Genomic DNA, 14,069 nt, shown 5'->3' with positions numbered 1-14,069 from the left:
GGTCCGGTCGGCCGGAGGCGTCAGCGCAGCGGGGTGAAGTCCCGGGAGGCGATGTATCCGGGGCGGCGCACCGGGGCGGCGAAGGGCTTCGACGGGCGGTTCTCGACGCTGTTGAAGACGAGGAACACGTTGCTGCGCGGGAAGGGCGTGATGTTGTCACCCGACCCGTGCATCGCGTTGCAGTCGAACCAAGTGGCCGAGCCGGCCTTTCCGGTGAAGACCTTGATGCCGCAGGCCGAGGCGAACGTGGTCAGTGCCTCGTCCGACGGCGTGCCCGCATCCTGCATCTGGAGGGACTTCTTGTAGTTGTCCTTCGGCGTCGCACCGGCACAGCCCAGGAAGCTCCGGTGGGAGCCGGGCATGATCATCAGGCCGCCGTTGGTGGTGTAGTTCGGCGTCAGGGCGATGGACACCGACACCGTGCGCATGTGCGGCAGACCGTCCTCCGCGTGCCAGGTCTCGAAGTCGGAGTGCCAGTAGAAGCCGCTGGCGCCGAAACCGGGCTTGACGTTGATCCGGGACTGGTGCACGTACACCTCCGAGCCCAGGATCTGCCGCGCGCGCCCCACGACGCGCGGATCGGCGGCGAGGGCCGCGAACACCTCGCTGATCCGGTGGACTTCGAAGACGGAGCGCACTTCCCGGGACTTCGGCTCCACGATGGACCGGTCGTCGGCCAGCGTCGAGGGGTCACGGAGCAGCCGGTCCATCTCGGCCCGGCAGACGTCCGTCTCGTCGGGCGTGATGAGTTCCTCGACGGACAGGAACCCGTCGCGCTCGTAGCTATCCAGCTCGTGGGCCCATATCGGGCCCGGCGTGCCGGGCTCGGACCAGACGACGGGGTCCGCGCGGCCGGTGAGCACCTCCTCGGGGCCCCGGGTCGGATACAGGTCGTTCACCGTGCGTGTGGGTGCGGAGGTCATGGCGGTGCCTGCCTCTCCTCTCTGGATCTTCTCTGGTCTGTGCGTTCTCGCGTACGTCAGCCGAGGTCGGGTTCGGTGAGCAGCGGGTACACACCGTTCTCGTCGTGGTCCTCGCGGCCCGTCACGGGCGGGTTGAAGACGCACAGGCAGCGGAACTCGTGCGTCACGCGCAGGGTGTGCCGCTCGTGGCCGTCGAGGAGGTACATGGTTCCCGGCGTGATCGTGTACGTCAGGCCCGTCTCCTCGTCCGTGAGCTCGGCCTCTCCTTGCGTGCAGACCACGGCCTCCACGTGGTTCGCGTACCACATGGACGTCTCGGTGCCGGCGTACAGGACGGTCTCGTGCAGGGAGAAGCCGACGCGTTCCCCGGCCAGGACTATGCGCTTGCTCTCCCAGGTGCCGGATGCCGCCTTGACGTGGCGGTCGGTTCCCTCGAGGTCCCGGAACGAGCGGACGATCATGGTGGTGCCCCTTCGTGGTGTGTGGCGGGGTGCCGGTCAGGCGGTTTCGCGGACGGAGCGGGCGAGGACGGCGAGGCCCTCGTCGAGTTCGTCGCCGGTGACCGTGAGCGGCGGGAGCAGCTTCACGACCTCGCCCGCGGGGCCCGAGGTCTCGACGAGGAGACCGTGCTCGAAAGCCCTCCGGCACACCGCGGCCGCGCGCTCCTTGTGGGCGAACTCGAGGCCCCAGACCAGGCCGCGGCCCCGGTACGTCGCGCCCAGCCGGGTGTGTTCGGCGCAGAGCTCGCGCAGCGCGCTCTCGATGTGCGCGCCCTGGACGAGGGTCCGCTCGCGCAGGACGCCGTCGCCCCAGTACGTCTCCAGGGCGGCCGTCGCGGTGACGAAGGCCGGGTTGTTGCCGCGGAAGGTGCCGTTGTGCTCGCCCGGCTCCCACAGGTCCAGCTCGGGCTTGAACAGGCACAGGGACATGGGGAGTCCGTAGCCGCTGATGGACTTCGACAGCGTGACGATGTCGGGCGTGATGCCCGCCTCCTCGAAGGAGAAGAATTCGCCGGTCCGGCCGCAGCCCATCTGGATGTCGTCGACGATCAGCAGCATGTCGCGGCGCCGGCACAGGTCCGCGAGGGCGCGGAGCCACTCCGCGCGCGCCACGTTGATCCCGCCTTCGCCCTGGATCGTCTCGACGATGACCGCCGCCGGGTGGTTGAGGCCGGACCCCTGGTCCTCCAGCAGCCGCTCGAACCAGAGGAAGTCGGGGACCCTGCCTCCGAGGTAGTTGTCGAAGGGCATCGGGGTGCCGTGGACCAGGGGGACGCCGGCGCCGGCCCGTTTGAAGGCGTTGCCCGTGACGGCGAGGGAGCCGAGCGACATGCCGTGGAAGGCGTTGGTGAAGGACACGACCGACTCGCGTCCCTTGGCCTTCCGCGCCAGCTTGAGCGCCGCTTCGACGGCGTTGGTCCCGGTGGGCCCCGGGAACATCACCTTGTAGTTCAGAGCGCGGGGTTCGAGGACGTGGGACCGGAAGGTCTCGAGAAAGGCCCTCTTGGCGGTCGTCGCCATGTCCAGCCCGTGCGTGATGCCGTCCCGCTCCAAGTAGTCGAGCAGGGCCCGCTTCAGGACGGGGTTGTTGTGGCCGTAGTTCAGGGAACCGGCGCCCGCGAAGAAGTCCAGGTAACCGGAGCCGTGTTCGTCGTACAGCCGGCTTCCCGTGGCGCGCTCGAAGACGACGGGCCAGGCGCGGCAGTAGCTGCGCACCTCGGACTCCATGGTCTCGAAAACGGACAGGACCGGCTCGGTCATGGTCAAGGGAACTCTCCAATGAGCGTGGGGTGGTGTGTACGGTGCCTCGGCGCGAGGCGCGAGGCGTTCGGCCCGAGATATCCGGCGCGAGGTTTCCGGCGCGAGATGTCCGGACCGGGATCAGAAGTGGAGCGGCCCGATGCGGTGCAGGACCTCCGGGGCGTAGCCGCGGTCCGGGAACTCCTCCGGGGCGAACAGCACGCTGCGCGTGAGCGTGGCGCCGTGCCGTGCGGCGTACGAGGCGAACAGCCGCTCCGACGCGAGGTTGCCGGGGGAGATGGTGGTCTCCAGGGAGCTCAGTCCGTGCTCCGCCGCCACACGGGCGGAGAGGCCGTCGAGCAGGGCCCCGGCGATGCCCAGGCCGCGGACGGATTCGTCGACGGCGATCTGCCAGACGAGCAGGGTTTCGGGGCTGTCGGGCCGCAGGTATCCGCTGACGAATCCGACGGGGCGCCCGGACGAGTCGCGGGCCACCGCGGACGTGCCGGCGAAGTCACGGCACCAGAGGAGATAGCTGTAGGCCGAGTTGAGGTCCAGAGTCCTGGAATCGCGGGCGAGGCGCCACAGGAGGCGGCCGTCACCGGGGCGGGGGCGGTCGATGCGCGTGGTCGAGGTGGTCGAGGTGGACGGAGTGGACGGCGGGGTCTTCCGGTAATGGGCCAGTTCTGCATGAGCAGTCATGCGGGCCGAAGTTACCCAGGGATGGAGCGGATTGCACGGGCCCAAGGGGTTACGAGGAGGGTGCCGATCGTGATAGGTGGAGACGTCCTCCAGGGGTCACGAAAGCGCGCGCCACGCGGCTGATGTTTCGTGAAATATGGGGACATCTCCACCCGACCCTCGAGTTTATAACGAGCGGATAACGTCTTTGCTCCGTCTCACGTTTTCCGCTCGAGTGTGATGTCTTCGTCGGCTGGTCGAGGGTTTCGATCGCGGCTGCGCGGTTAAGGGCGACAGGGCGGGACCGGGCCCGTCCTGCCCCGCCCGGCGCTTCACTGTCCCTGTGGTGGCTTGCCCTCCGCCGCGGAGACTTCGACCAGCTCCACCTGGCCCTTGGCGTTGAGGCGCAGGATCGGGACCGCCTTGTTGCGCGGGTTGCCGTTGTTCTGGAAGGAGACGAATCCGCTGGCCCCGGCCACCTGCTGGGTGCCGTCCATCTGGTGGAACATCCGGGCCACCGCGTCTCCGGCCACCTGTCCCTGCCAGTGGGCGGCCATCTGGATGCCGTGGGCCGCCGCGAGAACCGCGTCGTGGCCCATCAGGGCCCCGCCGTCCTCGCGGGGGTCCTGCGGGAACCACTGGTTCATCAGTCCGCCCGGCTGGAAGTTCTTCGCGGAGGGTGCGGACACCGCCTGCGGCGCCGCGCGGTTCATGTCGGGGTGGGCGAGGCCGGTGTAGAGCACCTCGATGCCCGTTTCGGCGGCTCGGGCGAGCTGTTCGGGGCTCAGGTTGGTCGTGTCGTCCCCGGTGAACACGGTGAACTGTTGCTCGGTGCAGCTGCGGTTGGCGAGCGCGTCGAGGAACCGGGTCAGGTGCAGGCCGCGGCCCGCGAAGTAGACGAGCTGTGGGCGCTGCTGACACAACTGCCCTGGCATGTACCGTAGTTCGTTCTGCCAGGCGCTGCTGACGGAGGAATCGTAGGTCATCCTCTCGGTGACGAGCTTGTGCGCGCCGCCGTCGTGGAACGCCTTGGTGAAGGCGTCGCCGAGGGTGGAGGAGTAGAGGTCTCCCCCCGCCACGTCCTGGATGACGACGCCGGTGGCCACACCGCGCCGTTTCAGGTACCCGGCGCCCGCGTACGCCTGGTCCTCGTTGGTGGGGGCGATCCGGACGAAGCCGTTGATGTCCTTGATGTCCGAGGCGGTCATGGTGGCGCCGACCATGGCGATGCCGTTCTCGGAGAATCGCTTGATGGCCGCGAGGTTCTCGTTGGTGCTGGGGCCGAGGCCCGCCACCGCGACGAGCCGGTCCGGGGAGTCCCTGCGGGCGATCAGCGCGTCGACGGTGTGCTTCCAGTGCGCGGACTTGCTGCCCGGATTGGCTATCAACAGCCGGATCTTGGGTGTGGCGGCCAAGTCGCCCTGGTTGTGCCGGTACTGGGCCAGGTACGCGCCCTGGAGTTCGTGCCGGACGCCCTCGGCGGAGTTGCTGTCCGCGGCGCTGGTGGTGAACGAGGTGAAGTAGGCGACGCTGACGTACGGGTCCTTGTCCGCATGGGCGAGGACCCGGCGGTTCTCCGCCTCGATCTTCGCGCTGACGGCGTCGAGGTGCGGAGCGAAGACGTAGGAGCCGTCGCTCACGCCGACGCACTCGTGGTCCGGTCCCTGTTCGACGACCCCGTCGGCGCACCTGGCCTGGCGCTCCTGGAGCCAGCCCACGCCCAGCCAGAGCGCCGCCACGAGGGTGAGGGCCGCCGCGGTGGCCAGCGCGACGCGGCGTACGACGTGCAGGGGCCACTCGAGTCTGGGCACGTGCTCAGCCCTCCCAGCCCGCGGTCTGGGGATCGCGCCAATGCCGGTACCGCTCGGCCTCGTTGAACAGGGCCACGATGTCGTTCCTCCGGAGTTGGGACAGCTGGGTGTAGCCGTCGGCGATCAGATTCCCCAGCCGCATGGCGGGGTCGGCCAGCGGATCGGTCCACACCCAGCGGGTGGTCACCAGCGTGTGGATCACGGCCTCGGTGTCCATCACCCGCCCGGGCCGGCGCGGGACGAGCCCGGAGAGGAGCTCCAGCGGCCCGCTGCCCGCGGGGAGGCGGTTCGGAGCGGAGGTGATCGCGTCGAACTCGGAGATCCACTGCGCGGCCGGTACGGCGGTGAACCGTCGGGTCAGGTGCGCGGTGACCTCCTCGGTCCGCCCGCGGGCGAGCTGGTGGTACATCTCCTGGACCGGCTTGCCCTCGCCGCGGTAGTGCTCCGCGAGGAGTTCGTGCGCGGCCTCCCACCCCTCGGGACGTGCGGCCAGCCGCCACAGGAGCAGCCGGCGCAGCCACGGGTGGAGTACGGGGACCATGGCGACGGGTCCGGTCAGGAGCCAGCGCGCCCGGATCTCGCCGAACAGGGAGTCGTCGGGGCTGAGCAGCCGGGTGGCCACGGAGAAGTCCCGGGCGGCGGAGCATTCGGCCAGGGCCGTGCGCTGGGTTCCGTCGAAATCGCGCAGGAGATGACCGAGGGCGGTGTCGGCGAGGGTGGCGGAGTTCTCCCCGGTGCGCAGCGGCCGGTCGGGCAGGGTGCGCAGCCAACGGTCCTGCTGGGGGCCCGAGTCCGGGAGCGTCCCGGCCTGGCGCAGTACGTCGAGCACCTGGTGGACGGCGCGCGGCAGCCCTCCGGTGAGCCGGTGCACGAAGGGGGTGAGACGGGTCAGCGGGGCCAGATCGCTGTTCCCGCCGAGCTGGAGCTCTATCCGGATGCGCACCTCGTCCAGATTGAGGTCGCGCAGGCGCAGCGGGTACCACCAGCTGTCCTCGCTGTCGCGGGGCGGCCGGTGGGCGTGCCAGTCGGCCAGGGAGGCCCGGTCGGGGCCGCGCAGTTGCCAGGGCCAGGAGTCCCCGGTGGCCGGACCCCAGCGGGGCAGCCAGCGGTTGGAGCTGGCGACCACGGTCAGCGGATCACTGGCGTGCCCGGCGACGACGGTCTGGTCGTGCCGGGAGCGCAGTAACAGGTCCAGGAAGTGGCGGCCGTACTCCGTGTGGGAGTTGTCCAGGAGGAGCAGGTAGGAGCGGGGCATGAAATTGCGGGCGGTGTTGCGCCTGAGATCCTCCAGGAAGGCCGAGAAGAGGACCAGGTCGAGCCGCTCCTGTTCGTTCTCGTCGCCTTCGTGGCGCCACAGGTTGAGCTCCACGAGAGCCTCCATGGGGTCCGCGCTGCGGGTCATGGGGTGGCGTCCGTACCAGTGGGCCCCGGCCGTGAGCCGGCTGCCCAGCCGGCCGCCGAGCAGGCCGGGCACGGTGCGGCGGCCGCGCCGCAAGGCGTCCTGGAAGAGGGCGAGCGCGGCGCTGGAGGCGCCTTCGGGCATGCCGACCGCGCCCATGCCCACTTCGAAGAAGGCGGCCAGGTAGTCGCCGTGCCGCGCCTCGTTCTCTTCCTGGAACCGGTCGAGCTGGCGCTGCACCGCGCGCCGGCCCTCCACCAGGTTGCGCATGCGCAGCTCCTGGTCGGAGGCGAGCAGGCCGAGGCTGAGCAGCGGGAAGTGGGAGCGGCCGTAGCGGGGCAGCTTGCGCTCGAGCTGGCGGGCCAGGAGCCCGAGGGCGTAGCGCGGCAGCAGGGACTGGGCCCCGCCGAAGTTGACGAAGGCGAACGGGTAGTCGGGCCCGAAGCGCTCCATGAGCGCGCTGTGCGCCTCGCTGGCGCCGCTGCCGGCCGGGCCGAGGAGCATGGTCAGGGGCCGCTCGGCCGCCGGGTTCTCCTTCAGGCACGCGTCGACCAGCGACAGGATGCCGCTGCGGCCCCGCAGGCCCATGCCCGTACCCGGCTCCATGACGTGTGATCCCCCCCAGGACGACGCTTCGAGGAGTAGAGCCTGCCATCCGGAGCCGGAGTCAGACAGGGGTTTCCGCCTCTCGATTCGATTCCGGTCTCGGGACCGGCCATCGGGACCGCTCGGGTGGCCCGGTCGGGCGGCCTGAGCGGGCCGCCCGAGCGGTCGGCCCCGTCCGGGTGGCGGGTGGCGGGTGGCGGGTCCGGTCATCCGGGCCGGCGGAGCGACCGTCCGCCACGGACGCCCGTGGCATAGTCGCAGCAGGGGGCGGCGCACCGGCCGCCCGGGAAGACGGGGGCGGGCAGTGGACACACGGGCGTTCGAGGAGATCGGCACCGAGCGGGAGCTGCGCGAACTGCTCGGCGAACCCTCCGCCGTGGCCCTCGACAAGGAGCGGCAGACCCTCCACGACCACCACAGGCAGTGGCTCGCCCGGTCACCGCTCTGCCTGATCTCCACTTCCGCCGCCGACGGCACCTGCGACGTCTCGCCCAAGGGCGACCCGCCCGGCTTCGCCAAGGTCCTCGACGACACCACCCTCGTGATCCCGGACCGCCCCGGGAACCGCAGGGCGGACGGTTACCACAACGTCCTCACCAACCCCCACGTCGGCCTGCTCTTCCTGATCCCGGGGCGCGGCGACTCCCTGCGCGTCAACGGCCGGGCCCGGCTGCTGCGCGAGGCGCCCTTCTTCGACGACCTGACCGTCAAGGGGCACCGCCCCACGCTCGCCCTCCTCGTGGAGGTCGAACAGGTCTACTTCCACTGCTCCCGGGCCTTCGTACGATCCGCACTGTGGAAGCCGGAGACCTGGAACCCCGAGGCGGCTCCGTCGAGGGCCAGGATCTCCAAGAGCCTGGAGCGCACGCAGGAGTCCCTGGAGGATCTGGAGCGCTACTACGGGCCCTCGTACGACGAGAAGAACATGTACATCTGAGGGAGCGGAGCCGTCGGGCCGTCCGCCGCGGGCGGGCCGGATCAGTCCTCGTCGCCTCCGGCCGGGGCCTCCATCGCGGCGACGCGCCGGTTGACGACGACGGTGGCGGCGACCGCGCTGAGGGCGAACGCCACCACGATGACGGCGGGACGGTCGAGCCGGTGGCGGCTGACGTGGTCCAGGGAGATGCGCCCCGGCCCGGTGACGCCGAGACAGGCGGCGACGGTACCGAGCAGGGCCGGGTACTCGAAGCCGCCTCCTTGGGCGAAGAAGCCGGCGGGAGCGTGGACCGAGACGGCCCCTGCCATGGCACCGGCCGCGGCCGCGCCCGCCGCGGGGGTGGCGAGCCCCAGCGCGAGCAGGGCGCCGCCGCCCGCCTCGCCGAGCCCGGCGGCGATGGCGCTGCGCCTGCCCGGTGTGAACCCCATGTGTTCCATCGCCCGGGCCGTGCCCTCGATGCCGCCACCGCCGAACCAGCCGAAGAGCTTCTGCGTGCCGTGTGCCATCAGAACGCCGCCTGCCGCGAGGCGCAGGGAAAGCAGTCCGAGGTCCTTGCGGAGGGTGAAGTGCACGGGGAGGCCTTTCGATGGAGGGGCCGGCCAGCCAGGCTCGCACGTTTCAGCCTGTATCTGATGGTTTGCGGTGGTCCACGGCGGTTAGATGCTCCAGGTGCCGTAGTCCCCGGTCGAGTGAGGCGCCATGGTGCTCAAGACCACCCCGGAGGATCCGGCGGGTCCGCTGTCCCCTCCCGGAGGACTGAGCCCGCCGGCTCCGCCCGGTGCTCCGCTGCCCGAGGACCACACCCAAGCGATCCTGGAAACCACCAAGCACGTGGCGGCGCTGCTCAAACAGACGGGCAGGCCCTTCGCCCTCGCGGGCAGCGTGGCCGCCTTCGCCCATGGCCTGCCGGCCCGCTTCCAGCACGACACGGACTTCTGCGTCCGGCCCGAGGACGCCGACGCGGCGATCGAGGCCTTGGAGGGCGGCGGCATCGACATGCGCCGGGCCCCCGAGGACTGGCTGGTCAAGGGCCGCTCGGGCGGGGAGGAGATCGACCTCATCTTCGAGCTGGCAAGGCGTCCGGTCAGTACGGAGTTGCTCGGACGGGCCTGCGTCAAGGCGGTGGACTCGGTGTGGATGCCGGTCCTCTCGCCCACCGACCTCATGGAAAGCCGGCTCGTCGCACTCTGCGAGCACTACTGCGACTTCGGCGACCTGCTGCCCATGGCCCGCATGCTGCGCGAACAGATCGACTGGGACCGGCTGGACCGTGACCACCGCGCCACCCCGCTCTCGGACGCCTTCCTCTACCTGCTCGCGCGACTCCAGGTCATCGACCGCCGCTCCGCGGGACCCGATGAGAGCGAGGAAGCGACGTGACCGGCACCGGGATCACCGAGTACCGCATCGAGCACCTGCGCGACCGGCTGGCGCGCGAGGACACCGCCGAACTGGGCGTACGCGTGGAAACGCACGGCTCCCGCGCCGTCGTCCGCGGCCGTGTGCCCGACGAGCAGTGCAGGACGGCCGTCCTGCGCATCGCGGGGGAGGAGCTGACCGGCCTCGACTGGTACGAAGACCTCACCGTGAGCCGTACCCGCCCGCCCGACCATTCCGAGGACCTGCCGTGATCCGCGTGGCGGCCGTCGGGGACATCCACCTCGGCCCGGACAGCGCCGGGCTGCTGAGGCCCGCCTTCGACACCCTCGGCGCCTGCGCGGACGTACTGCTGCTGGCCGGAGACCTCACCCGGCACGGCACCCCGGTGGAGGCGCGGGTCGTGGCCGCGGAGGTCGCCGGGCTGGCGGTGCCCGTCGTCGCGGTCCTCGGGAACCACGACTACCAGAGCGACCAGCAGGAGGCGGTCACCCAGGAACTGAGGGCGGCGGGCGTCCACGTCCTGGAGGGCGACGGGGTCGCCCTGCGCCTCGCCGGTACGACCGTGGGCGTGGCAGGGACGAAAGGCTTCTGCGGCGGCTTCGCCGGGGGCAGCGGCAGCGAGTTCGGCGAACCCGAGATGAAGGCGTTCATCCGCTACACCCGCAGCTGCGCGGAGGGCCTCGGGCGGGCACTGGCCGAGCTCCGCGCAGCGGATTGCGCGCTGCGCATCGCGCTGACGCACTTCGCACCCGTACCCGACACCCTGGCGGGCGAGCCGCGGGAGATCTACCCCTTCCTCGGCAGCTACCTGCTCGCCGAGGCGATGGACGAGCAGGGCGCCGACCTGGCCGTCCACGGCCACGCCCACCTCGGGACCGAGCACGGGATGACGGCGGGCGGGATCAGGGTCCGCAACGTCGCCATGCCCGTCATCGACCGGGCCTTCGCCGTCTACCACCTCGCCTCGGACGGGCGCGCACCCGCCTCGGACGGGCGCGCACCCGCCCCGGACGCGGATCCGTTCGCCCCGCCCGCGGCCGGCCGGCCGCAGGTTCCCGGCGTGACGCGGTAGCCGCGAGCGGACCCGGTCGCACTGCGGGGCCGGGTCGCCCGTGACCGGCTCGCAGGAGGTCCGGGACGGCGCGTTCCGCGGTGAGGTCCTCGGCATGGACCTCGTGCCAGGCGCCGTGCTCCCGGTAGGCGAAGAGCCTCGGCCCGGGGTGGCCGGTGGGCCACGGGCGGATCCGGGCTACTCCTGCTCCTCGATCCCGACGGCCTCCTCCAGGTCCCGGTGAGCCTTGGGCCGTGAGCCCTCCTGCTGTTCCAGCAGGGCGTTGGCAATGGCGTCCAGCTTGCGCTGGATCGCGTGCTCGGCGCGGCGTTCGGAGTTCTTGAGCAGGGCGAGCAGCAGCAGGGACACCGCGCCCATGGCGTCACCGGCGAGGTGTTGCCATTCGATCGGCAGGTGGAAGAGGTGAACCGTGACGAAGGCCGCCACCAGGAGGACGCAGAGGAAGGAGAAGAGTGCCGAACTCGTGAAATTGGAGGCGAGTTCCGCCAGTTTCTCGAAGCGACCGAGCCGCCCCGGTCCACCCTTTTCAGCCGGATGCTCCAAGGTCATGCCCGGCGTCTGCCCGGAGATGGTCGGCCGAACCGTCCAACCACCCCACCGTCTGCCCGGCGAGCGAACGGCCGCCCGGCGGCGTCGCCGGGCAGGGCATATGCGACGGGTGCAGGTTTCGCCTTCCCCCAGCGGGTAGCCGAAGGGGGCGACGACCCTGTGGACCCCTCGATGGAGGCGGCACATGTCTACCGACACACTCATAGCGATCATCGTTGCGGCCGTTGTCGTGGTCGTGGCGCTGACCTTGACCTTCACCATGCTGGCCCGCCGACGCCACCTGCGCGACCGCTTCGGGCCGGAGTACGAGCGGACCGTCGAGGAGAAGGGCGGCGCGCTGGCCGCGGAGCGCGAACTGCGCGCCCGCGAGCAGCGGCACGACCGGCTGGACATCAAGGAGCTCCCCGCCGAACGGCGCCGCCAGTACGCGGACGAGTGGACCACCGTCCAGGAACACTTCGTGGACCGGCCGGACGGCTCCGTGGCCGAGGCCGACGAGCTGGTGTCCCGCTTGATGAGCGAGCGCGGATACCCGACCGATGGTTACGGCCGGCAACTGAGCCACCTGTCCGTCGAACACGCGGGCACGCTGGACCACTACCGCTCCGCCCACGACGTCAAGGTACGGAGCGCCGACGGGCGGGCGACCACCGAGGAACTCCGGGGAGCGATGGTGCACTACCGCGCCCTCTTCACGGAGCTGCTCACGGACGAAAGGAACCGGTGACATGGACAACCGTGCGGACACCGAGGGCCGGACCACCGAAGCCGGCCTGACCACGGAAGACCTGGCACACCCCGTCACGGATGACGAAGCACCGGCCCCGGTGTACCCGGGAGAGGCCACCCAGGACCGAGCGGTCCGCGAGCCCCCCGAGACCGCCGAGTCCCGCGAGGACCCGCAAGTCCGCCAGGACCGCGAGGGCTACGGCAACCGCGAGATGCGCGATGAGTTCACCCCGCCCCCGGAGGAGGACCGTACGGTCGCCCCCGCCGGAGCGGACGCGTCGCCCGACGGAGCTCCCGAGGGTGACTCCGAGCCGCTCCTCGGCGCCTCCGACACGCAGGAGTTCCGGCAGTCGTGGACCGACATCCAGGGCCGCTTCGTCGACGATCCCCAGGACGCGGTCAGGTCCGCGGACACCCTGGTGGCCGAAGTCATGCAGACCCTGGCCGGCACCTTCGCCGCGCACAAGCAGGAGCTGGAGGCCCAGTGGGGCCGGGGCGAGGAAGTGGAGACGGAGGACCTGCGGCAGGCGTTGCAGCACTACCGCTCCTTCTTCAACCGCCTGCTCAAGACCTGAGCACGGTGGACCCGCAATGTCAGAAACCGCCGCGGAGCCGCATCCTGACGGGGCGGCCGTCGGGGTCCACCAGGGCGTGGTGCAGCGGGGTCGCGAGCAGGCGCCGGACGGTCGGCAGCCGCGGAGCGGCGTAGCGGCGCAGGCGCCCCGCAGGACGCGGGCCACGGCACCCGGCCGCGTGCCAGGCGTCCAGCGCCGCGGCGGCTTCGCCCAATCGGTCGAACGCGGCCGACGGATCGCACAGCACGTCCGCCGACGGCGTCGCTTCCTCCCCGTCACCCGCGTCGAGGTGCTCGCGCATCAGCTCCAGGCGCAACTCCCGCGCGAACGGACGGGCCCCGTCCCCGAGTCCGCCGGGGTCGCTCGGCGGCCTCGGATCGGCGGCCCGGTCGAGGACGGCGCAGCTCAGCTCGGAGTCGTGCGTCCACGACCGCAGGTTGACGTTGTCGGACCCGACGGCGGCCCAGACGTCGTCGATCACGCACACCTTGGCATGCACGTAGACAGGGGTCCCGGCACGGTTCTCCAGGCCGTAGACCGCGACCCGGTCACCTCCGGCGCGGCGCAGTTCCTCCAGGGCGGTGATCCGTCCGATCAGGTTCATGGGCCCGCTGAGCAGGCCGTCCTGCTCCGGAACGGAGGGGATGACGGCGGCCAGCCGCAGTCGGGGACACGTGCGCAGGGCCTGGGCGAAGCAGTCCACGACGCGCGGGGACCACAGGTACTGGTCCTCCACGTAGATCAGCGTCCGGGCCCGCTTCAGCGCCTTGAGGTAGGCCCGGGCGATGCTGCGCTCGCCGTCGGGGGCGAAGGGATAGCCGCGCAGCAGACGGTTCGGATAGGTGCGCAGCACCTGGACGGCGTGCGTGCCGCACGGCGGGGGGTCGGGTTCCTGCGGCGGCAGCGCGTCCGCATGCGTGTCCTCCCGGTCCAGCAGTTCGCGCAGGCGCATCAGCGGACTGCGGCTGAGCGGCGCGGGATCCTCCCAGCGCTCGCGGAAGACGGCTTCGACGTCGCCGACGACCGGCCCGCTCAGGGCGAGCTGGACGTCGTGCCACGGGGGGTGCGGACCGTACCGGGGTGCCAGGGGCAGCGACTGGCGGTCGCCGCGGTGGTCGGCGTCGTCGTTGCGGTTGTGGCAGAGATCGATCCCGCCGACGTACGCGACATCGCGCTCCGGGCTGCCGGGGTGCCGCAGCACCACCATCTTCTGGTGGTGCGATCCGCCGGGCCGCACGCGCAGGTCGAGCAGGCACTCACCGCCCGCCGCCTCCACGTCCTGGCTGAGGGACCGGTTCTCCTCCTCGCTGAACCGGAAGCCGTCCAGATGGGAGCGCCACAGCAGGCCTTTGACGATGACACCGCGCCCGGCCGCCGCGCCCAGCACGGCCGCGATCTCCGTACCGGGTCCGCGGAGCCGCTCGTCGGGATCGCCGCGCCAGTCGGTGAACAGGAGCAGGTCGCCGGCGCACATCGCCCGGACCCGTGCGAGGAGCTCGGCGAAGTACGTGGCGCCGTGGACGAGCGGACGGGCCTCGTTGCCCTCGGACCACGCCGCCCCGTCCGCCCGGCGATGCTCCAGCCGGGTGGCCGTATTGCCGCGCTCTCCAGGTGCCAGGAGCCAGTCCGAGGCGGGCATGGTGGGGCCTCCTCTTGAAGCGGGTACCC

The 14,069-nt window shown here is 71.3% G+C and carries 15 protein-coding genes; 6 read left to right on the top strand and 9 right to left on the bottom strand.

Annotated features, from left to right (window positions below; translation table 11 throughout):
- Window positions 1-20: 20 nt before the first annotated feature.
- The 6 genes from thpD to OG247_RS03830 form a co-directional block, all read right to left on the bottom strand.
- Window positions 21-923 (bottom strand): ectoine hydroxylase, encoded by a 903-nt coding sequence (gene thpD / locus OG247_RS03855; RefSeq protein WP_327250843.1) that lies wholly within the window; start codon window positions 921-923, stop codon window positions 21-23.
- 56 nt (window positions 924-979) lie between these two features.
- Window positions 980-1,384 carry an ectoine synthase gene (locus OG247_RS03850; protein ID WP_327250842.1) on the bottom strand — a complete coding sequence of 135 codons (405 nt, stop codon included), beginning with the start codon at window positions 1,382-1,384 and terminating at the stop codon, window positions 980-982.
- 36 nt (window positions 1,385-1,420) lie between these two features.
- Complete coding sequence (gene ectB, locus OG247_RS03845) at window positions 1,421-2,689, bottom strand: diaminobutyrate--2-oxoglutarate transaminase (protein WP_327250841.1); 1,269 nt, start codon at window positions 2,687-2,689, stop codon at window positions 1,421-1,423.
- Between the two features lie 114 nt (window positions 2,690-2,803).
- Window positions 2,804-3,364 (bottom strand): diaminobutyrate acetyltransferase, encoded by a 561-nt coding sequence (gene ectA / locus OG247_RS03840; protein ID WP_327250840.1) that lies wholly within the window; start codon window positions 3,362-3,364, stop codon window positions 2,804-2,806.
- A 311-nt stretch (window positions 3,365-3,675) separates the two neighbouring features.
- A complete protein-coding gene (locus OG247_RS03835) occupies window positions 3,676-5,154 on the bottom strand; it encodes a branched-chain amino acid ABC transporter substrate-binding protein (RefSeq protein WP_327250839.1) in 1,479 nt (492 codons plus the stop codon).
- 4 nt (window positions 5,155-5,158) lie between these two features.
- Window positions 5,159-7,159: a hypothetical protein gene (locus tag OG247_RS03830; protein ID WP_327250838.1), complete on the bottom strand. Its 2,001-nt coding sequence runs from the start codon at window positions 7,157-7,159 to the stop codon at window positions 5,159-5,161.
- Window positions 7,160-7,463: 304 nt separating this feature from the next.
- Between OG247_RS03830 and OG247_RS03825 the strand changes: the two genes are divergently transcribed.
- A complete protein-coding gene (locus OG247_RS03825) occupies window positions 7,464-8,096 on the top strand; it encodes a pyridoxamine 5'-phosphate oxidase family protein (protein WP_327250837.1) in 633 nt (210 codons plus the stop codon).
- Between the two features lie 41 nt (window positions 8,097-8,137).
- On the opposite strand, the gene OG247_RS03820 is transcribed toward OG247_RS03825, so the two are convergent.
- A complete protein-coding gene (locus OG247_RS03820; protein ID WP_327250836.1) occupies window positions 8,138-8,668 on the bottom strand; it encodes a DoxX family protein in 531 nt (176 codons plus the stop codon).
- Window positions 8,669-8,795: 127 nt separating this feature from the next.
- Here OG247_RS03820 and OG247_RS03815 point away from each other — a divergent pair, with 127 nt between their 5' ends.
- The 3 genes from OG247_RS03815 to OG247_RS03805 are packed head-to-tail and all read left to right on the top strand — an operon-like array spanning window position 8,796 to window position 10,548.
- Window positions 8,796-9,476, top strand: a complete 681-nt coding sequence (locus OG247_RS03815) for a nucleotidyltransferase family protein (RefSeq protein ID WP_327250835.1) — start codon at window positions 8,796-8,798, stop codon at window positions 9,474-9,476.
- Window positions 9,473-9,727: a BON domain-containing protein gene (locus OG247_RS03810; protein ID WP_327250834.1), complete on the top strand. Its 255-nt coding sequence runs from the start codon at window positions 9,473-9,475 to the stop codon at window positions 9,725-9,727. The genes OG247_RS03815 and OG247_RS03810 overlap by 4 nt, the downstream gene beginning before the upstream one ends.
- Window positions 9,724-10,548, top strand: a complete 825-nt coding sequence (locus OG247_RS03805) for a metallophosphoesterase family protein (protein ID WP_327250833.1) — start codon at window positions 9,724-9,726, stop codon at window positions 10,546-10,548. The genes OG247_RS03810 and OG247_RS03805 overlap by 4 nt, the downstream gene beginning before the upstream one ends.
- A 177-nt stretch (window positions 10,549-10,725) precedes the next feature.
- Here the strand turns inward: OG247_RS03805 and OG247_RS03800 are convergent, their stop codons facing one another.
- The gene (locus OG247_RS03800) at window positions 10,726-11,097 is read right to left on the bottom strand and encodes a hypothetical protein (RefSeq protein ID WP_327250832.1); all 372 of its coding nucleotides are present in this window, start codon (window positions 11,095-11,097) and stop codon (window positions 10,726-10,728) included.
- 184 nt (window positions 11,098-11,281) lie between these two features.
- Here OG247_RS03800 and OG247_RS03795 point away from each other — a divergent pair, with 184 nt between their 5' ends.
- Both OG247_RS03795 and OG247_RS03790 read left to right on the top strand, forming a co-directional pair.
- On the top strand, window positions 11,282-11,824 hold the full coding sequence (locus tag OG247_RS03795) for a hypothetical protein (RefSeq protein ID WP_327250831.1): 543 nt from the start codon (window positions 11,282-11,284) through the stop codon (window positions 11,822-11,824).
- A gap of 1 nt (window position 11,825) precedes the next feature.
- Window positions 11,826-12,401, top strand: coding sequence for a hypothetical protein (locus OG247_RS03790; protein ID WP_327250830.1), 576 nt, complete (start codon window positions 11,826-11,828; stop codon window positions 12,399-12,401).
- Window positions 12,402-12,420: 19 nt separating this feature from the next.
- Here the strand turns inward: OG247_RS03790 and OG247_RS03785 are convergent, their stop codons facing one another.
- Window positions 12,421-14,040, bottom strand: coding sequence for a phospholipase D family protein (locus OG247_RS03785; RefSeq protein ID WP_327250829.1), 1,620 nt, complete (start codon window positions 14,038-14,040; stop codon window positions 12,421-12,423).
- Window positions 14,041-14,069 lie beyond the last annotated feature (29 nt).

Source organism: Streptomyces sp. NBC_01244 (genome assembly GCF_035987325.1).
Classification (GTDB): Bacteria; Actinomycetota; Actinomycetes; order Streptomycetales; family Streptomycetaceae; genus Streptomyces.
Note: the sequence above shows the minus strand (reverse complement) of the source record. Positions and strands in the feature narration are given on the sequence as shown.